The following is a 17229-nucleotide window of genomic DNA, read 5'->3' as shown; positions in this document are numbered from 1 at the left end:
TTTTGAGCCAGGAATACACTGAAGACAAAGAAGTCACATTGACAAAGTTAAGCAGCGGGCGCCGACTTCTGGAGGCGTTGCTCATCCTTATTGCGCTTTTTGCCGTCTGGCTGATGGCCGCCTTACTCAGCTTCAATCCTTCCGATCCCAGTTGGTCGCAAACGGCCTGGCATGAGCCTATCCACAATCTGGGGGGGATCCCCGGCGCGTGGCTGGCAGACACGTTATTCTTTATCTTCGGGGTCATGGCATACACCATCCCGGTGATCATTGTCGGCGGATGCTGGTTTGCCTGGCGGCACCAGGCCACCGATGACTATATCGACTATTTTGCCGTTTCGCTGCGACTGATCGGCGTTCTGGCGCTGATTCTGACCTCCTGCGGCCTCGCTGCAATTAATGCCGATGATATCTGGTATTTTGCTTCTGGCGGAGTGATCGGCAGCCTGCTGAGCACCACTCTGCAACCGTTGCTGCACAGTAGCGGCGGCACGATCGCGCTGCTGTGTATTTGGGCGGCGGGGTTAACGCTTTTTACCGGCTGGTCCTGGGTTACCATCGCTGAAAAAATCGGCGGCTGGCTGCTCAATATTCTGACTTTCGCCAGCAATCGCACCCGTCGTGACGATACCTGGGTGGAAGACGACTATGACGATGAAGACGAGTACGAAGACGAGGCCGAGGGTGTGCAGCGTGAATCCCGTCGCGCACGCATCCTGCGTGGCGCGCTGGCGCGACGTAAACGTCTGGCGGAGAAATTTATCAATCCTCATGGTCGTCAGACCGATGCGGCGCTGTTCTCCGGTAAACGTATGGATGACGAAGATGACATTGCCTGGAGCGCTCGCGGCGTACCGGCGGATCCTGGCGATGTTCTGTTCTCGGGGCATCGGGCAACCCAGCCGGACTATGACGAATTCGATCCCCTGTTAAACGGTCACTCCGTCACTGAACCCGTCGCCGCTGCCGCTGCGGCAACCGCCGCGACGCAGACCTGGGCTGCGCCTGCTGACCCGGTGATGCAAACGCCGCAGGTGCCAGGCGCGGAACCTGTCCCGACCCCGCCGACCGTGGAATGGCAACCTGTTCCCGGCCCGCAGACGGGCGAACCGGTGATTGCCCCTTCGCCGGACGGCTATCCGTCCCGGACGCCATCTCCTTCGCAAACAACGTCACATTACGCGCCGCAGCAGCCTGTACAACCTGAGCCGTCGTATTACGCGCCACAGCAGGTTACAGCCCCTTACGTTGAACCTGCCGCGCCGCAACCGCAGTGGCAGGAGCCGGAACTGACGCAACCGCCTGAGCCGGTACAACCCGTTGCGTATCCGCCGCCGGTTCAGCAACCTGAGCCGGACTACGCCCATCAACCCGTGACAGCGACGCAGCCGACTGCCGAACCTGAGCCCGTGGTTGAAGAGACAAAACCCGCGCGTCCGCCGCTGTACTATTTTGAAGAAGTTGAGGAAAAACGCGCCCGCGAGCGTGAGCAGTTAGCCGCATGGTATCAGCCGATACCGGAACCGGTGAAAGAGCCTCAGCCGGTAAAACCCGCGGTTTCTGCTGCTGTTCCGCCAGTTGAATCGGCGGCGGTCGCGCCTGTCGCCGCTGGGGTTAAGGGCGCCACCCAGGCTGCCGGCGTATCTGCCGCCGCCGCGCCGGTATTTAGCCTTGCGAACGGCGGTGCGCCGCGTCCGCAGGTGAAAGAAGGTATTGGTCCCCAGTTGCCGCGTCCAAATCGTGTGCGTGTCCCGACGCGTCGTGAGCTGGCGTCGTATGGCATCAAGCTTCCTTCCCAGCGTATGGCCGAAGAGAGGGCGCGCGAAGCGGAGCTTCATGACGAGCACTATAGCGACGACGAAATTGACGCCATGCAGCAAGACGAACTGGCGCGTCAGTTCGCCCAGTCGCAGCAGAGCCGTTATGGCGAGACGTATCAGCACGATTCACAGCAGGCAGAAGATGATGATGCCGCGGCAGAAGCTGAGCTGGCCCGTCAGTTTGCTTCCTCGCAGCAACAGCGTTATTCCGGTGAACAGCCTGTCGGAGCGAACCCTTTCTCTCTGGACGATTTTGCCTTTTCGCCAATGAAAGCGCTGGTGGATGAAGGGCCGCATGAACCGTTGTTTACGCCGGGCGTGATGCCTGAACCGGCGCAACCGCAACAGCCCGTCGCGCCGCAGCAGCATTATCAGCAACCGCAGCAGCATTATCAGCAACCGCAGCAGCATTATCAGCAACCGCAGCAGCCGGTCGCGCCGCAGCAGCATTATCAGCAACCGCAACAGCCGGTCGCGCAACAACCTCAGGAAAGCCTGATCCATCCGTTGTTGATGCGTAACGGTGACAGCCGTCCGTTGCAAAAACCGACTACGCCGCTGCCGTCGTTGGATCTGCTGACGCCGCCGCCGAGCGAAGTAGAACCTGTCGACACGTTTGCGCTGGAACAGATGGCGCGTCTGGTCGAAGCACGCCTGGCAGACTTCCGTATTAAAGCGGACGTGGTGAACTATTCACCTGGCCCGGTGATCACGCGTTTTGAGTTGAACCTGGCGCCGGGTGTTAAAGCCGCGCGTATTTCTAACCTCTCCCGCGACCTGGCGCGTTCGCTCTCGACCGTCGCGGTGCGCGTGGTCGAAGTGATTCCGGGCAAACCCTATGTGGGCCTGGAGCTGCCGAACAAGAAACGTCAGACCGTTTATTTGCGTGAGGTTCTGGATAACGCCAAATTCCGCGAAAATCCGTCACCGCTTACCGTGGTGTTGGGTAAAGACATTGCCGGCGATCCGGTGGTGGCCGATCTGGCGAAAATGCCGCATCTTCTGGTAGCAGGGACTACCGGGTCCGGTAAATCCGTTGGCGTTAACGCCATGATCCTGAGCATGTTGTACAAAGCGCAGCCGGAAGACGTGCGCTTTATCATGATCGACCCGAAAATGCTCGAACTGTCGGTATATGAAGGGATCCCGCATCTGCTGACGGAAGTGGTGACCGATATGAAAGACGCCGCCAATGCGTTGCGCTGGAGCGTGAACGAGATGGAGCGTCGTTATAAACTGATGTCCGCGCTTGGCGTGCGTAACCTGGCCGGCTACAACGAGAAAATCGCTGAGGCGGCGCGGATGGGGCGTCCGATTCCGGATCCATACTGGAAGCCGGGCGACAGTATGGACGCTCAGCACCCGGTACTGGAAAAACTGCCGTACATTGTCGTGCTGGTCGATGAGTTCGCCGACCTGATGATGACCGTTGGTAAGAAAGTCGAAGAACTGATTGCCCGCCTGGCGCAAAAAGCGCGTGCGGCGGGGATTCACCTGGTGCTGGCGACGCAGCGTCCGTCCGTTGACGTTATTACCGGTCTGATCAAAGCCAACATCCCGACCCGTATCGCCTTTACGGTTTCCAGTAAAATTGATTCGCGCACCATTCTCGACCAGGGCGGCGCCGAATCTTTACTGGGAATGGGGGATATGCTTTATTCCGGGCCTAACTCCACCATGCCGGTACGCGTTCACGGCGCCTTTGTTCGTGACCAGGAAGTGCATGCCGTGGTCCAGGACTGGAAAGCGCGCGGTCGTCCACAATATGTTGACGGTATTACGTCCGACAGCGAAAGCGAAGGCGGCAGCGGTGGCTTTGACGGCGGCGAAGAGCTGGATCCGTTATTCGATCAGGCGGTCAACTTTGTGACTGAAAAACGCAAGGCTTCTATCTCAGGCGTACAGCGCCAGTTCCGTATCGGTTACAACCGTGCGGCGAGAATTATCGAACAGATGGAGGCGCAGGGGATCGTCAGCGAGCAGGGCCATAATGGTAACCGTGAAGTGCTGGCGCCGCCGCCCTTTGAGTAACTCTGTTGGCCGGATAAGTCACAAGAGGCTATCCGGCCAATAACCACGAATTCAGTTTAATCTTCTTTCCTCACGCTGAATTTTGGCCTGGAATGGATAGCAGAAGGAACTCCCGGTCGGGAGTGACGTATTTTGAGGAATAACAATGAAAAAAATTGCCATCACCTGTGCTTTGCTTTCAGGGTTCGTTGTCAGTAGCGTTTGGGCAGATGCCGCGAGCGATCTGAAAAGCCGTCTGGATAAAGTGAGCAGCTTCCATGCCAGCTTCACGCAAAAAGTGACAGATGGCAGCGGCACCGCCGTTCAGGAAGGCCAGGGCGATCTGTGGGTAAAGCGTCCCAATCTGTTTAACTGGCATATGACGCAGCCTGACGAAAGTATTCTGGTGTCCGACGGTAAAACCCTGTGGTTTTACAACCCGTTCGTTGAGCAGGCTACCGCCACCTGGCTGAAAGACGCGACCGGCAATACGCCATTTATGCTCATTGCCCGCAACCAGTCCAGCGACTGGCAGCAGTATAATATCAAGCAAAATGGCGATGATTTTGTGCTGACGCCGAAAGCCAGCAACGGAAACCTGAAGCAGTTCACCATCAATGTGGGACGTGACGGGACAATTCATCAGTTCAGCGCCGTGGAACAGGACGACCAGCGCAGCAGTTACCAGCTGAAATCTCAGCAGAACGGCGCGGTCGACGCATCGAAATTTACCTTTACCCCGCCGCAAGGCGTAACGGTAGACGACCAACGTAAGTAGAGGCATGAGTGAGCAATCTGTCGCTCGATTTTTCAGATAATACTTTTCAGCCACTGGCCGCGCGGATGCGGCCAGAAAATTTAGCGCAGTATATCGGCCAGCAGCATCTGCTGGCCGCAGGCAAGCCCTTGCCCCGCGCTATTGAAGCCGGGCATCTGCATTCCATGATCCTGTGGGGGCCGCCCGGGACCGGGAAAACCACTCTTGCCGAAGTGATTGCCCGTTACGCCGACGCTGACGTTGAGCGGATATCCGCCGTTACGTCCGGCGTCAAAGAGATCCGCGAAGCCATTGAACGCGCGCGGCAAAATCGAAATGCCGGGCGTCGTACAATCCTGTTTGTCGACGAAGTTCATCGCTTCAACAAAAGCCAACAGGACGCCTTTTTGCCGCATATTGAAGACGGCACTATTACCTTTATCGGCGCGACAACGGAAAACCCGTCTTTTGAGTTGAATTCCGCATTGCTTTCCCGTGCGCGTGTCTATCTGCTGAAATCGTTGACGACCGGAGACATCGAACAGGTTCTCACTCAGGCGATGGAGGATAAATCCCGTGGCTACGGGGGGCAGGATATCGTGCTGCCGGATGAAACGCGTCGGGCGATTGCTGAACTGGTCAACGGTGATGCCCGTCGGGCGTTGAATACGCTGGAAATGATGGCTGATATGGCGGAAGTCGACGACAGCGGTAAACGCGTTCTCCTTCCTGCATTGCTGACCGAGATTGCCGGAGAGCGCAGCGCCCGTTTCGACAATAAGGGCGATCGTTTTTACGATTTGATTTCCGCGCTGCATAAGTCGGTGCGCGGCAGCGCGCCGGATGCGGCGCTCTACTGGTATGCGCGTATCATCACCGCGGGCGGCGATCCGTTGTATGTTGCGCGCCGCTGCCTGGCTATCGCCTCAGAAGATGTCGGCAATGCCGATCCGCGTGCGATGCAGGTCGCGATTTCCGCATGGGACTGCTTTACTCGCGTTGGTCCAGCAGAAGGCGAGCGCGCCATTGCGCAGGCGATTGTGTATCTGGCCTGCGCGCCGAAAAGTAATGCGGTCTATACCGCCTTCAAAGCGGCCATGTCGGATGCCAGAGAACGTCCGGACTACGATGTGCCTGTCCATCTGCGCAATGCGCCGACGAAGCTGATGAAGGAGATGGGTTACGGTCAGGAATACCGTTATGCCCACGACGAGCCGAATGCCTACGCCGCGGGCGAAGAATATTTTCCTCAGGAAATGGCACAAACGCGTTATTATCATCCCACCAACAGAGGTCTTGAGGGCAAGATTGGCGAAAAGCTCGCCTGGCTCGCCGGACAGGATCAAAATAGCCCTATAAAACGCTACCGTTAGTGCAGGCGTTGCGGTAATGTTGGCACTGTATCCCTGTGACTGCAGGCTGTGGTCACATTTCCTCTTTTAATTCGATAAGCACAGGATAAGCATGCTCGATCCCAATCTGCTGCGTAATGAGCCAGACGCAGTCGCTGAAAAACTGGCACGCCGGGGCTTTAAGCTGGATGTAGATAAGCTGCGCGCTCTTGAAGAGCGTCGTAAAGTTTTGCAGGTCAATACGGAAAACCTGCAGGCAGAGCGTAACTCTCGATCGAAATCCATCGGCCAGGCAAAAGCGCGCGGGGAAGATATCGAGCCTTTACGTCTGGAAGTGAACAAGCTTGGTGAAGAGCTGGACGCAGCGAAAGCCGAACTGGACGTTCTGCAGGCTGAGATCCGTGACATCGCGCTGAACATTCCAAACCTGCCTGCTGACGAAGTGCCGGTGGGGAAAGATGAAAACGACAACGTTGAAGTCAGCCGCTGGGGCACCCCGCGCGAGTTTGATTTCGACGTGCGCGATCACGTCACGCTGGGTGAAATGCATACCGGTCTTGATTTTGCCGCTGCCGTGAAGCTGACGGGTTCGCGTTTTGTGGTCATGAAAGGGCAGATTGCCCGTATGCACCGTGCGCTTTCTCAGTTCATGCTTGATCTGCACACTGAACAGCATGGTTATAGCGAAAATTACGTCCCGTATCTGGTTAACCACGACACGCTGTACGGTACCGGACAGTTGCCGAAGTTTGCCGGCGATCTGTTCCATACCCGTCCGCTGGAAGAAGAAGCGGACAGCAGCAACTATGCGCTGATCCCAACGGCGGAAGTGCCGCTGACCAACCTGGTGCGTGATGAAATCATCGACGAAGATCAGCTGCCGATCAAAATGACCGCGCACACGCCGTGCTTCCGTTCCGAAGCCGGTTCATATGGTCGCGATACCCGTGGTCTGATCCGTATGCACCAGTTCGACAAAGTGGAAATGGTGCAGATCGTCCGTCCGGAAGATTCCATGGCGGCGCTGGAAGAGATGACCGGCCACGCCGAAAAAGTGCTGCAGTTGCTGGGTCTGCCGTATCGTAAGATTATCCTTTGCACGGGTGATATGGGTTTTGGCGCCTGCAAAACTTACGATCTGGAAGTGTGGATCCCGGCGCAGAATACCTATCGCGAAATCTCTTCCTGCTCGAACGTCTGGGACTTCCAGGCACGCCGTATGCAGGCACGCTGCCGCAGTAAGTCCGACAAAAAGACCCGTCTGGTACATACCCTGAACGGCTCTGGTCTGGCGGTAGGACGTACGCTGGTTGCGGTGATGGAAAACTATCAGCAGGCTGATGGCCGCATTCAGGTGCCGGAAGTACTGCGTCCATATATGAACGGACTGGAATATATTGGCTGATAGTTACGCCATCCTTCCCTAAAAAAGCGCCTGATGGCGCTTTTTTTGTGCCTGTTTGACACCGGACAATAATTCATACTCCCTACGGAGTAATACTACCTTCGAATGAAATTCAGCATTTTTCGCTGTCATCCTACTATTTCGTTGTATATGTAACTATATAGCGTCGCATTCATATTCAAATAATAACGTTAATTTTTGCACTTTTACTGTGAGCAAGCAGAGTGAGCCATTATGAAAACTAAGATCCCCGATGCCGTTATGGCAGCTGAGGTGAGTCGTCGTGGTTTAGTAAAAACGACGGCCATAGGCGGTCTGGCAATGGCCAGCAGCGCGTTTACCCTGCCATTTACCCGAATCGCTAACGCCGCCGAAGCCATCAGCCCAGCGCAGGCCAGCGAAAAAGTTATCTGGAGCGCGTGTACCGTGAACTGCGGCAGCCGTTGCCCGCTGCGTATGCATGTGGTGGATGGCGAAATCAAATACGTTGAAACAGACAATACCGGCGATGATCGCTACGATGGTCTGCATCAGGTAAGGGCGTGCCTGCGTGGGCGTTCAATGCGTCGTCGCGTTTATAATCCGGATCGTCTTAAGTATCCAATGAAGCGCGTTGGCAAACGCGGTGAAGGAAAGTTTGAACGCATCAGTTGGGATGAAGCCTACGACATCATCGCCAGCAATATGCAGCGGCTGATCAAAGAGTACGGTAACGAATCCATCTATCTGAACTACGGTACCGGGACGTTGGGCGGCACGTTAACCCGTTCATGGCCGCCAGGGAAAACGCTGGTCGCGCGTTTGATGAACTGCTGTGGCGGCTACCTCAACCACTACGGCGATTACTCTTCAGCCCAGATAGCCGCCGGTCTGAACTACACCTATGGCGGGTGGGCCGACGGAAACAGCCCATCCGACATTGAAAACAGTAAACTGGTTGTGCTGTTTGGCAATAACCCAGGTGAAACGCGCATGAGCGGCGGTGGGGTAACCTACTACCTTGAGCAGGCGCGGCAGAAGTCTAACGCCCGGATGATTATTATCGATCCGCGCTATACCGATACCGGTGCAGGTCGTGAAGATGAGTGGATCCCGATTCGTCCGGGAACCGACGCCGCGCTGGTGAATGCGCTGGCGTATGTACTGATTACCGAAAACATGGTCGATCAGCCGTTCCTCGACAAATACTGTGTGGGCTACGATGAAAAAACGCTGCCCGCCAGCGCGCCGAAAAACGGTCATTACAAAGCCTATATTCTGGGGGAAGGTAAAGACGGCATAGCCAAAACGCCTGAATGGGCGGCGCAGATCACCGGCATTCCGGCAGACCGCATCGTCAAACTGGCACGTGAAATTGGCAGCGCGAAACCTGCGTACATCTGCCAGGGCTGGGGACCGCAGCGTCACGCGAACGGTGAAATTGCTACCCGTGCGATCTCGATGCTGGCGATCCTGACCGGTAACGTGGGTATTAACGGCGGCAACAGCGGCGCGCGTGAAGGCTCTTACTCGCTGCCTTTTGAGCGTATGCCGACGCTGGAAAATCCGGTTGAAACCAGTATCTCCATGTTTATGTGGACGGATGCCATTGAGCGCGGCCCGGAAATGACCGCGCTGCGTGACGGTGTGCGTGGCAAAGATAAACTCGACGTGCCGATTAAAATGATCTGGAACTATGCAGGTAACTGCCTGATCAACCAGCATTCAGAAATCAACCGCACCCATGAAATCCTGCAGGATGACAAGAAGTGCGAAATGATTGTCGTCATTGACTGTCATATGACCTCGTCGGCGAAATACGCCGATATTCTACTGCCGGACTGCACGGCTTCTGAGCAGATGGACTTCGCGCTGGATGCCTCCTGCGGCAACATGTCCTACGTTATCTTCGCTGACCAGGCCATCAAGCCGCGTTTTGAGTGCAAGACCATCTACCAGATGACCAGCGAGCTGGCGAAGCGTCTGGGCGTGGAGGCGCAGTTCACCGAGGGGCGCACGCAGGAAGAGTGGATGCGTCATCTGTACGAGCAGTCGCGTAAAGCGATTCCCGACCTGCCGACCTTTGAAGCGTTCCGCAAGCAGGGCATCTTTAAACAGCGCGATCCGCAAGGGCATCACGTGGCGTATAAAGCCTTCCGTGAAGACCCGCAGGCGAACCCGCTGACCACCCCGTCGGGCAAAATCGAAATCTACTCGCAGGAACTGGCCGAGATAGCTGCGACCTGGGAATTGCCGGAAGGGGACGTGATCGATCCATTACCGATCTACACCCCGGGCTTTGAGAATTACAACGATCCGCTGACGAAAGACTATCCGTTACAGCTGACGGGCTTCCACTATAAGTCTCGCGTCCACTCCACCTATGGCAACGTTGAGGTGCTGAAAGCGGCCTGCCGCCAGGAAATGTGGATCAACCCGCTTGATGCTCAGAAGCGCGGTATCAGCAATGGCGATAAGGTGCGTATTTTCAACGGTCGAGGCGAGCTGCACATTGAGGCGAAAGTCACGCCGCGCATGATGCCGGGCGTCGTCGCGTTAGGGGAAGGGGCGTGGTACGACCCGGATGCAAAACGCATCGATCAGGGCGGTTGTATCAACGTGCTGACCACCCAGCGTCCGTCTCCTCTTGCTAAGGGGAACCCGTCACATACGAACCTTGTTCAGGTTGAGAAGGTGTAAGGAGTAGCCGATGACAACCCAGTATGGATTTTTTATTGATTCCAGCCGTTGCACCGGTTGCAAAACCTGCGAACTGGCCTGTAAAGATTATAAAGACTTAACCCCGGACGTCAGCTTCCGGCGCATCTACGAGTATGCAGGCGGCGACTGGCAGGAGGATAACGGCGTCTGGCACCAGAACGTCTTTGCCTACTATTTGTCCATTTCGTGTAACCATTGTGAAGACCCTGCCTGTACCAAGGTGTGCCCAAGCGGGGCGATGCATAAACGGGAAGACGGTTTTGTGGTGGTCGATGAAGATGTGTGCATTGGCTGCCGCTACTGCCATATGGCTTGCCCGTACGGCGCGCCACAATACAATGCCGCCAAAGGTCATATGACCAAATGCGACGGCTGCCATGACCGTGTGGCGGAAGGCAAAAAACCGATCTGTGTGGAATCCTGTCCGCTGCGCGCGCTGGACTTCGGTCCGATTGATGAACTGCGTAAAAAACACGGCGATCTGGCCGCTGTCGCTCCGCTGCCGGGGGCGCATTTCACTAAACCTAATATTGTAATCAAACCTAACGCCAACAGCCGCCCGACGGGAGACACCACGGGTTATCTGGCCAATCCGAAGGAGGTGTAAGATGGTAAGTGGATGGCATGAATGGCCGCTAATGATCTTCACGGTCTTCGGGCAGTGTGTAGTCGGTGGCTTTATCGTTCTGGCGCTGGCGCTGATCAAAGGCGACCTGCGCGCAGAGACGCAGCAGCGGGTGATCCGCTGTATGTTTGCGTTATGGGTATTGATGGGGATTGGTTTTATCGCCTCCATGCTGCACCTCGGCTCGCCGATGCGCGCGTTTAATTCGCTGAATCGCGTAGGGTCGTCGGCGCTGAGTAATGAAATCGCCAGCGGCTCTGTTTTCTTTGCGATTGGCGGTATCGGCTGGCTGCTGGCCGTGATGAAAAAGCTCTCTCCGGCGTTACGCACAGTGTGGCTGATCGTCACCATGATTCTGGGCGTGATATTTGTCTGGATGATGGTTCGCGTTTATAACAGCATCGATACCGTACCGACCTGGTACAGCCTCTGGACGCCGATGGGCTTCTTCCTGACGCTGTTTTTGGGGGGGCCGCTGCTCGGTTATCTGCTGCTGCGCGTGGCTGACGTCGATGGCTGGGCGATGCGTCTGCTGCCTGCGGTTTCACTGCTGGCGCTGGTTGTGAGCGCGGTTATGTCGGTGATGCAAGGCGCCGAGCTGGCGACTATCTATAGCTCCATTCAACAGGCGTCGGCGCTGGTGCCGGATTACGGTACGCTGATGGCCTGGCGCATAGTTGTTCTCACCGTGGCGCTCTGCTGCTGGATTGTGCCGCAGTTGAAAGGCTACCAGCCGGCGGTACCGCTGCTTTCGGTAGCATTTGTTCTGCTGTTGGTCGGTGAACTGATTGGCCGCGGCGTGTTCTACGGTCTGCATATGACCGTGGGCGTAGCGGTAGCCAGTTAACGTACAGGGAATTACCGGATGGCGACAACGCCATCCGGCTCTCTCACCAAACCGGGGCGTTGACCCCGGTTTTCTATTTCTGCTTCGTCAGGGTATCGTAGCTGGTCATCAGGTTACGGTAATCCGGAATATGATTTGAGAACAGCGTCGCCAGCCCCTCAATGTCATTGCGCCAGTCGCGATGAAGCTCACAGGCGACGCCAAACCATGTCATTAACTGCGCGCCAGCCTGCGACATTCGATCCCACGCCGACAGGCGGGTAATGTCATTGAACGTGCCCGAGGCATCGGTCACCACAAAAACGTCAAACCCTTCCTCAATGGCCGAAAGCGCCGGGAACGCCACGCAAACCTCAGTGACTACACCGGCAATGATCAACTGTTTTTTCCCTGTCGCCTTCACGGCGTTGACAAAGTCTTCGTTATCCCAGGCGTTGATATTGCCGGGACGCGCAATGTAGGGGGCGTCCGGAAATTGCGCCTTCAGTTCGGGGACCAGCGGCCCGTTTGGACCCGTTTCAAAACTGGTTGTCAGGATAGTCGGCAGCTTAAAATATTTGGCTAAATCACCGAGGGCGAGAACGTTATTCTTGAATTTATCGGGATCGATATCCCTGACCAGTGAGAGCAATCCGGCCTGGTGATCGACCAGAAGAACCGCAGCATCATTTTTATCGAGACGAACATAAGGCTTGGCCATTTCTTCTCCTTGAGAGAGTCAGCGAAACACCCGAAACCAACCGGGTGCGGGAGGTTCACTCAAAGCATAGAACGGAAAAAAAATTGTTGGTGGGACTATGAGATTTTTCGACCAAACGACGCGGCGCCTTTTAGCGATAAATCAATAAAAACAGCCACCTGAGTGGGACGATGCGGTAAGAATACATTTTCTCAATCAATAAATTGAATCGAACCATAAAAAGGGCCGTCAGGCCGCGGTTTCAGCCGATTGACAATGTTTTTGTTGGTGGCATGATGCGCGTGAAATTTGAACTTCCTCACGGTTTATACTCATGTCCACCTATACCCGGCCCGTCATGCTTTTGCTGTCTGGCCTGCTTTTGTTGACCCTGGCGATCGCGGTGCTGAACACGCTCGTCCCGCTCTGGCTCGCTCAGGAAAACCTGCCGACCTGGCAGGTGGGCATTATCAGTTCGTCTTATTTCACCGGAAATCTGGTGGGTACGTTACTGACGGGCTATTTAATTAAACATCTCGGGTTTAACCGTAGCTATTACCTTGCTTCGCTGATTTTTGCCGCTGGCTGTGTGGGGCTTGGGGTAATGGTCGGATTCTGGAGCTGGCTGGCCTGGCGCTTCGTGGCGGGCGTGGGCTGCGCCATGATCTGGGTGGTAGTGGAAAGTGCGCTGATGTGCAGCGGCACCTCACGCAATCGTGGTCGCCTGCTGGCGGCTTATATGATGGTTTACTACGTGGGGACATTCCTCGGTCAGCTGTTGGTCAGCAAAGTGTCCACGGAGCTGATGAATGTGTTGCCGTGGGTAACGGGTATGGTACTGGCGGCGATTTTACCGCTGCTCTTCACGCGTATTCTGAATCAACAGTCGGAAGAACACAGCGCCACGCCTGTGACGTCGATGCTCAGGTTGCGTCAGGCGCGTCTGGGGGTGAATGGTTGTATTATCTCCGGAATTGTTCTCGGCTCCCTGTACGGTCTGATGCCGCTGTATTTGAATCACCAGGGGATCAGCAACGCCAGCATCGGTTTCTGGATGGCGGTGCTGGTTAGCGCCGGGATCCTGGGACAGTGGCCGATCGGACGTCTGGCCGATAAGTTTGGTCGCCTGTTGGTTCTGCGCGTTCAGGTCTTCGTGGTGATCCTCGGCAGTATCGCGATGCTCAGCCAGGCCGCGATGGCCCCCGCGTTGTTTATTCTGGGGGCGGCAGGTTTTACCCTCTATCCGGTGGCGATGGCATGGGCATGTGAAAAAGTGGAACAGCATCAGCTTGTGGCGATGAACCAGGCATTGCTGTTGAGCTACACCGTGGGCAGCCTGTTAGGGCCCTCCTTCACCGCGATGTTAATGCAGAATTATTCCGATAATCTGCTGTTTATTATGATTGCCAGCGTCTCGTTTATTTATTTACTGATGCTGCTGCGTAATGCCGGGCACACGCCGAACCCGGTGGCTCACGTTTAATGACGCAGTGACCGCCAGCGGACTTGCTCTGCTGGCGGTTGTTCAGACCGAACCGAGCACAGTGCGCAGCTGCGCCGAACAGGTGATATGAGTCAACTGCTGCAGACGCTCTGCTTCCTCAAGCCAGCAGACCAGTTGCTGAATCTTTTCGATATGACGGGTACTGTCGACGGCAGCCAGCACGACGACCAACCGCACATCGGGGTAACCCGGAAAACACACCGCCTCTTTTACACACAGCAGCGACAGATGCGTTTCATTACTGATTACGCCCTCTTCCGGACGAGCATGGGGCAGGGCAAACTCGGGTGTTAACAGGTACCACGGGCCTTGCTTTTCGGTTTCACGAACGATCGCCTGCGCATAATTAGCTGTCACCAGTCCCTGCTGCTCCAGCGGTGAGCAGGCGAGCATAATGGCCTGTTGCCAGCTGTGGCAACGTACATAAAACTGGCTGGCTACAAAGAGGGGATGCTTCATCGTTAACTCCTTATTCCGCGATGTCGGATGACGACCTTATGACTTCAGGCTGCGCCATCCGACTCGCGTGCTTCCTTAACGCAGTACCTGATACAGCGCCGATGCTGAAATTCCGTACTTCTCTTTTAGCTGGCGACTGTTACCTGACTCCGTGAACGTGTCCCGCGTACCGAGTCGGCTTAAGCGCGTGGGTACGCCTTCCTCAGCCAGCACTTCTGCAACTTGTCCCCCCAGTCCACCCGTTATGCTGTGGTTTTCGATGGTTGCGATGTGCGGACACTCCGCGGTCAGTTGCAGAAAGCGTTCGCGGTTAAAAGGTTTCAGCGTGGCGACATGGATCAGTTTGCCTCGCTTACCCGCTGCGCATAACTGTGCGTAACCTTCACTTGCCTGTTCCAGAACGGTGCCTTCGTAGAGGATCGCAAAATCGTTGCCGGAATCTTCTACAGCGGCTATGTCAGCGATGCGGGGGACGCGAGATTTATCACGGACAGGCATAGGTTCACGCGCGACGCGGATATAAACGGGACCGTGGATCGTAGCCGCTTGTTCAAACGCTGCCTCAATTTCCTCGGCATCACCCGGCGTCAGAATGGTTATCCCCGGCAGTACCCGCGTCAGCGCCAGGTCTTCCAACGCATGATGCGAAGCGCCGTCAGGCCCATCATCCATGCCGGGATGACTACCAACCAGCTTGATATTGGCGTTGGCATAGCAGGCCTGGCGTAACTGTGTCCAGGCGGTACCGGTGACAAACATCGCAAAATTAACGTAGAACGGAATATTTCCTTCCAGGGCCTGACCGGTAGCAAAACTCATGGCGGAGCCTTCAGCAATGCCCATTTCGAAAAACGCGTCGGGGCAGACCTGCTGAAACTGGTCGGTTCGGGTTGAACTCGCAAGGTCGCTGTCGATAACGACAACGGGATAGCCTTTTGCTTTCAGGGCAAGCAGGGCGTTGCCAATCTCGTCGCGGGGTGCTTTCATGACCGTAACTCCTCCATTGCCTGCTGGTATTGTTCTGCCGTCGGGGTTTTAGAGTGCCAGTCCCCGTTGTTTTCCATATAACTCACGCCGAAGCCTTTAATGGTATGGGCGATGATGGCGACCGGTTTGCCTTTCAAATGACGTGAGAGCAGAAATGTGTCGGCGACCTGATGCATATCGTTGCCATTCTGCAGCTCCAGTACGTGCCAGCCAAACGCGCGAATTTTGTCGGCAAGAGGCTCCAGGTTGATCACCTGATTCACCGGATCGTGTGAAGAGAAACCGTTGTAGTCAATGACGGCGACCAGATTATCCATTCGCATATGGGCAGCCTGTTGTAGGGATTCCCAGATCTGGCCTTCGTGCATCTCGCCATCGCCGAGAATGGCGAAGACGCGATGCGGATCCTGGCGGCGTTTTTTTGCCGCTGCCATTCCCAGCGCCACCGACAGGCCCTGACCCAGCAGACCGGTAGTGGCATCGACGTCCGGCAGCGACTTCACGCTTGGATGGCCCTGAAGACGTGAGTTGATCTGGCGAAAGGTGGCAAACTCAGTGCGGGCGATTTTTCCCAATTGATACAGCATGACGTACTGGGCTGCAACGGCATGGCCTTTACTCATCACCACCCTTGCCCGGGGCGTAATATTCAGGTCAATCTCCTGATGATAAAGCCAGGTCAGAATGTCGATAATGGAAAGCGCGCCGCCTGGGTGACCAATGCCGGATTCATAAATCATGGTCACAATATCGCGACGTGCGGCGCGGGCATGGGACTTCAGTTCATCAATAGTCATATTCACTCCTTATCAGGGCAGCATTTTGCCGATGTAATAGACCACCAGACCAAGCGCAACAAAGTCTGTTTCCGGGAAGCTGGTGCCTGAAAGCCCCACCGATTCCATGATGGGATAGATCAGTGCGGGGCCGATGCCGATGAGAATGCCGGTGATAAAACTGCCTGCCACGGCGCCTTTCCAGCCGCCAGAAGCATTGCCAAACACGGCAGCGGTCGCGCCAATAAAGAAGTAAGGGATCGCGACGGGAATGATCACCGTTTGCCCCACCAGCGCGAGAAGCCCCATCACGACGAGTCCCCCGACAAACGAAGAGATAAAGCCAAGGACAGTGGCGGTGGGCGCGTAAGGGAACACGACCGGACAGTCGAGCGCCGGTTTCGCGTTGGGAATGAATTTTTCAGAGATCCCGAGAAATGCCGGCACGATTTCTGAGAGCAGCAGGCGAACCCCGGTAATGATGATGTACAGTGAAGCGGTAAACGTCAGCGACTGAAACAGGGGGTAAACCAGCCAGTGCATTCCGCCCGCGACGGCGGACACTGCGCTTTTACCGGCCGCCAGCGCCGCGATGTAATAGAAAATACTGACCGAAATTGAGACGGAGACAATATAGTCTTTAAAAATCCCCAGCCAGCCGGGCAGATTTAGCTTTTCGGTCGACTCTTTCGGATCGCCAACTTTCGAGCCGATCCAGCCCGAGGCGGCATAGGCCAGCGTAACGTAATGCCCCATTGCGATCTCATCATTGCCGGTGATTTTTCGCATCCAGGGCTGTGCAATCGCCGGGTAAATACAGGCGGCCAACCCCAGCAACACCGACCCGACGATAATCGTAATGCCATCGCTATAGCCCAGCGCTTTCAACGTAACGGTCAGCAACGCTGAGAGGTACAGATTGTGCTGTCCGGTTAGAAAGATATATTTGAAGGGGGTCAGGCGGGCGAAAAGCAGGTTCCAGCCAAAACCAATCACCATAATCAGCGACACGCACATCGCAAACTTGGTTTGCGCCAGTCCGGTTAGCGCTTCTGCCAAAGGCATTACCCCTTTCAACCCAAAACCATCGCTGAACAACGTCTGGAAATTACCCAAAGAGGTTACCGCCAGTCCGGCCCCGCCAGCAAAAACCAGAAAGCCGACAATGGTTTTGAAGGTGCCGGACAGCACTTTTTCGATGGGTTTACGTTGGATTAACAGGCCGATTAATGCAATAAATCCAACTAAGAGTGGGGTTACACCTAAAATGTCGAATACAATAAACCTGAGGAGATCCATATTGCCTCC

13 protein-coding genes are annotated in these 17229 nt (G+C 55.7%); 8 read left to right on the top strand and 5 right to left on the bottom strand.

The annotated features are described in order from the left end of the window. The first annotated feature begins 2 nt into the window (after positions 1 to 2). The 7 genes from OGY07_RS22835 to OGY07_RS22805 all read left to right on the top strand — a co-directional run bounded on the left by OGY07_RS22835 (position 3) and on the right by OGY07_RS22805 (position 11516). Positions 3 to 3851, top strand: a complete 3849-nt coding sequence (locus tag OGY07_RS22835) for a DNA translocase FtsK 4TM domain-containing protein (protein WP_286603364.1) — start codon at positions 3 to 5, stop codon at positions 3849 to 3851. Positions 3852 to 3996: 145 nt separating this feature from the next. After that, positions 3997 to 4608 carry an outer membrane lipoprotein periplasmic chaperone LolA gene (gene lolA, locus OGY07_RS22830; RefSeq protein ID WP_042288173.1) on the top strand — a complete coding sequence of 204 codons (612 nt, stop codon included), beginning with the start codon at positions 3997 to 3999 and terminating at the stop codon, positions 4606 to 4608. Between the two features lie 8 nt (positions 4609 to 4616). After that, the gene (rarA, locus tag OGY07_RS22825; protein ID WP_060569521.1) at positions 4617 to 5960 is read left to right on the top strand and encodes a replication-associated recombination protein RarA; all 1344 of its coding nucleotides are present in this window, start codon (positions 4617 to 4619) and stop codon (positions 5958 to 5960) included. 91 nt (positions 5961 to 6051) lie between these two features. Beyond that, positions 6052 to 7344, top strand: coding sequence for a serine--tRNA ligase (gene serS, locus OGY07_RS22820; protein WP_042288170.1), 1293 nt, complete (start codon positions 6052 to 6054; stop codon positions 7342 to 7344). Between the two features lie 234 nt (positions 7345 to 7578). After that, positions 7579 to 10023, top strand: coding sequence for a dimethylsulfoxide reductase subunit A (gene dmsA, locus OGY07_RS22815; RefSeq protein WP_042288168.1), 2445 nt, complete (start codon positions 7579 to 7581; stop codon positions 10021 to 10023). A gap of 10 nt (positions 10024 to 10033) precedes the next feature. Next, the gene (dmsB, locus tag OGY07_RS22810) at positions 10034 to 10651 is read left to right on the top strand and encodes a dimethylsulfoxide reductase iron-sulfur subunit DmsB (RefSeq protein WP_181821597.1); all 618 of its coding nucleotides are present in this window, start codon (positions 10034 to 10036) and stop codon (positions 10649 to 10651) included. 1 nt (position 10652) lies between these two features. Next, the gene (locus OGY07_RS22805) at positions 10653 to 11516 is read left to right on the top strand and encodes a dimethyl sulfoxide reductase anchor subunit family protein (RefSeq protein ID WP_286603361.1); all 864 of its coding nucleotides are present in this window, start codon (positions 10653 to 10655) and stop codon (positions 11514 to 11516) included. A gap of 73 nt (positions 11517 to 11589) precedes the next feature. Here the strand turns inward: OGY07_RS22805 and ycaC are convergent, their stop codons facing one another. Then, positions 11590 to 12216: an isochorismate family cysteine hydrolase YcaC gene (ycaC, locus tag OGY07_RS22800; protein ID WP_042288161.1), complete on the bottom strand. Its 627-nt coding sequence runs from the start codon at positions 12214 to 12216 to the stop codon at positions 11590 to 11592. A gap of 313 nt (positions 12217 to 12529) precedes the next feature. Between ycaC and OGY07_RS22795 the strand changes: the two genes are divergently transcribed. Beyond that, positions 12530 to 13678, top strand: a complete 1149-nt coding sequence (locus OGY07_RS22795) for an MFS transporter (protein WP_181821595.1) — start codon at positions 12530 to 12532, stop codon at positions 13676 to 13678. A gap of 42 nt (positions 13679 to 13720) precedes the next feature. Here OGY07_RS22795 and OGY07_RS22790 read toward each other — a convergent pair whose 3' ends face one another. The 4 genes from OGY07_RS22790 to ulaA all read right to left on the bottom strand — a co-directional run bounded on the left by OGY07_RS22790 (position 13721) and on the right by ulaA (position 17220). Continuing rightward, positions 13721 to 14158 carry a PTS sugar transporter subunit IIA gene (locus tag OGY07_RS22790; protein ID WP_205611848.1) on the bottom strand — a complete coding sequence of 146 codons (438 nt, stop codon included), beginning with the start codon at positions 14156 to 14158 and terminating at the stop codon, positions 13721 to 13723. Positions 14159 to 14233: 75 nt separating this feature from the next. Continuing rightward, entirely contained in the window at positions 14234 to 15145 is a 912-nt protein-coding gene (locus OGY07_RS22785) for a transketolase family protein (protein WP_286603356.1), read from the bottom strand. After that, positions 15142 to 15942, bottom strand: coding sequence for a transketolase (locus tag OGY07_RS22780; protein ID WP_269677550.1), 801 nt, complete (start codon positions 15940 to 15942; stop codon positions 15142 to 15144). Before OGY07_RS22780 ends, OGY07_RS22785 begins: the two co-directional genes overlap by 4 nt. Before the next feature lie 12 nt (positions 15943 to 15954). Further along, positions 15955 to 17220 (bottom strand): PTS ascorbate transporter subunit IIC, encoded by a 1266-nt coding sequence (gene ulaA, locus OGY07_RS22775; RefSeq protein WP_181821587.1) that lies wholly within the window; start codon positions 17218 to 17220, stop codon positions 15955 to 15957. Positions 17221 to 17229: the final 9 nt, after the last annotated feature.

Source organism: Citrobacter sp. Cs237 (assembly GCF_030332325.1).
Classification (GTDB): domain Bacteria; phylum Pseudomonadota; class Gammaproteobacteria; order Enterobacterales; family Enterobacteriaceae; genus Citrobacter_A; species Citrobacter_A sedlakii.
The sequence above is the reverse complement of the archived record's forward strand: the minus strand, read 5'-3'. Positions and strand labels throughout refer to the sequence as shown.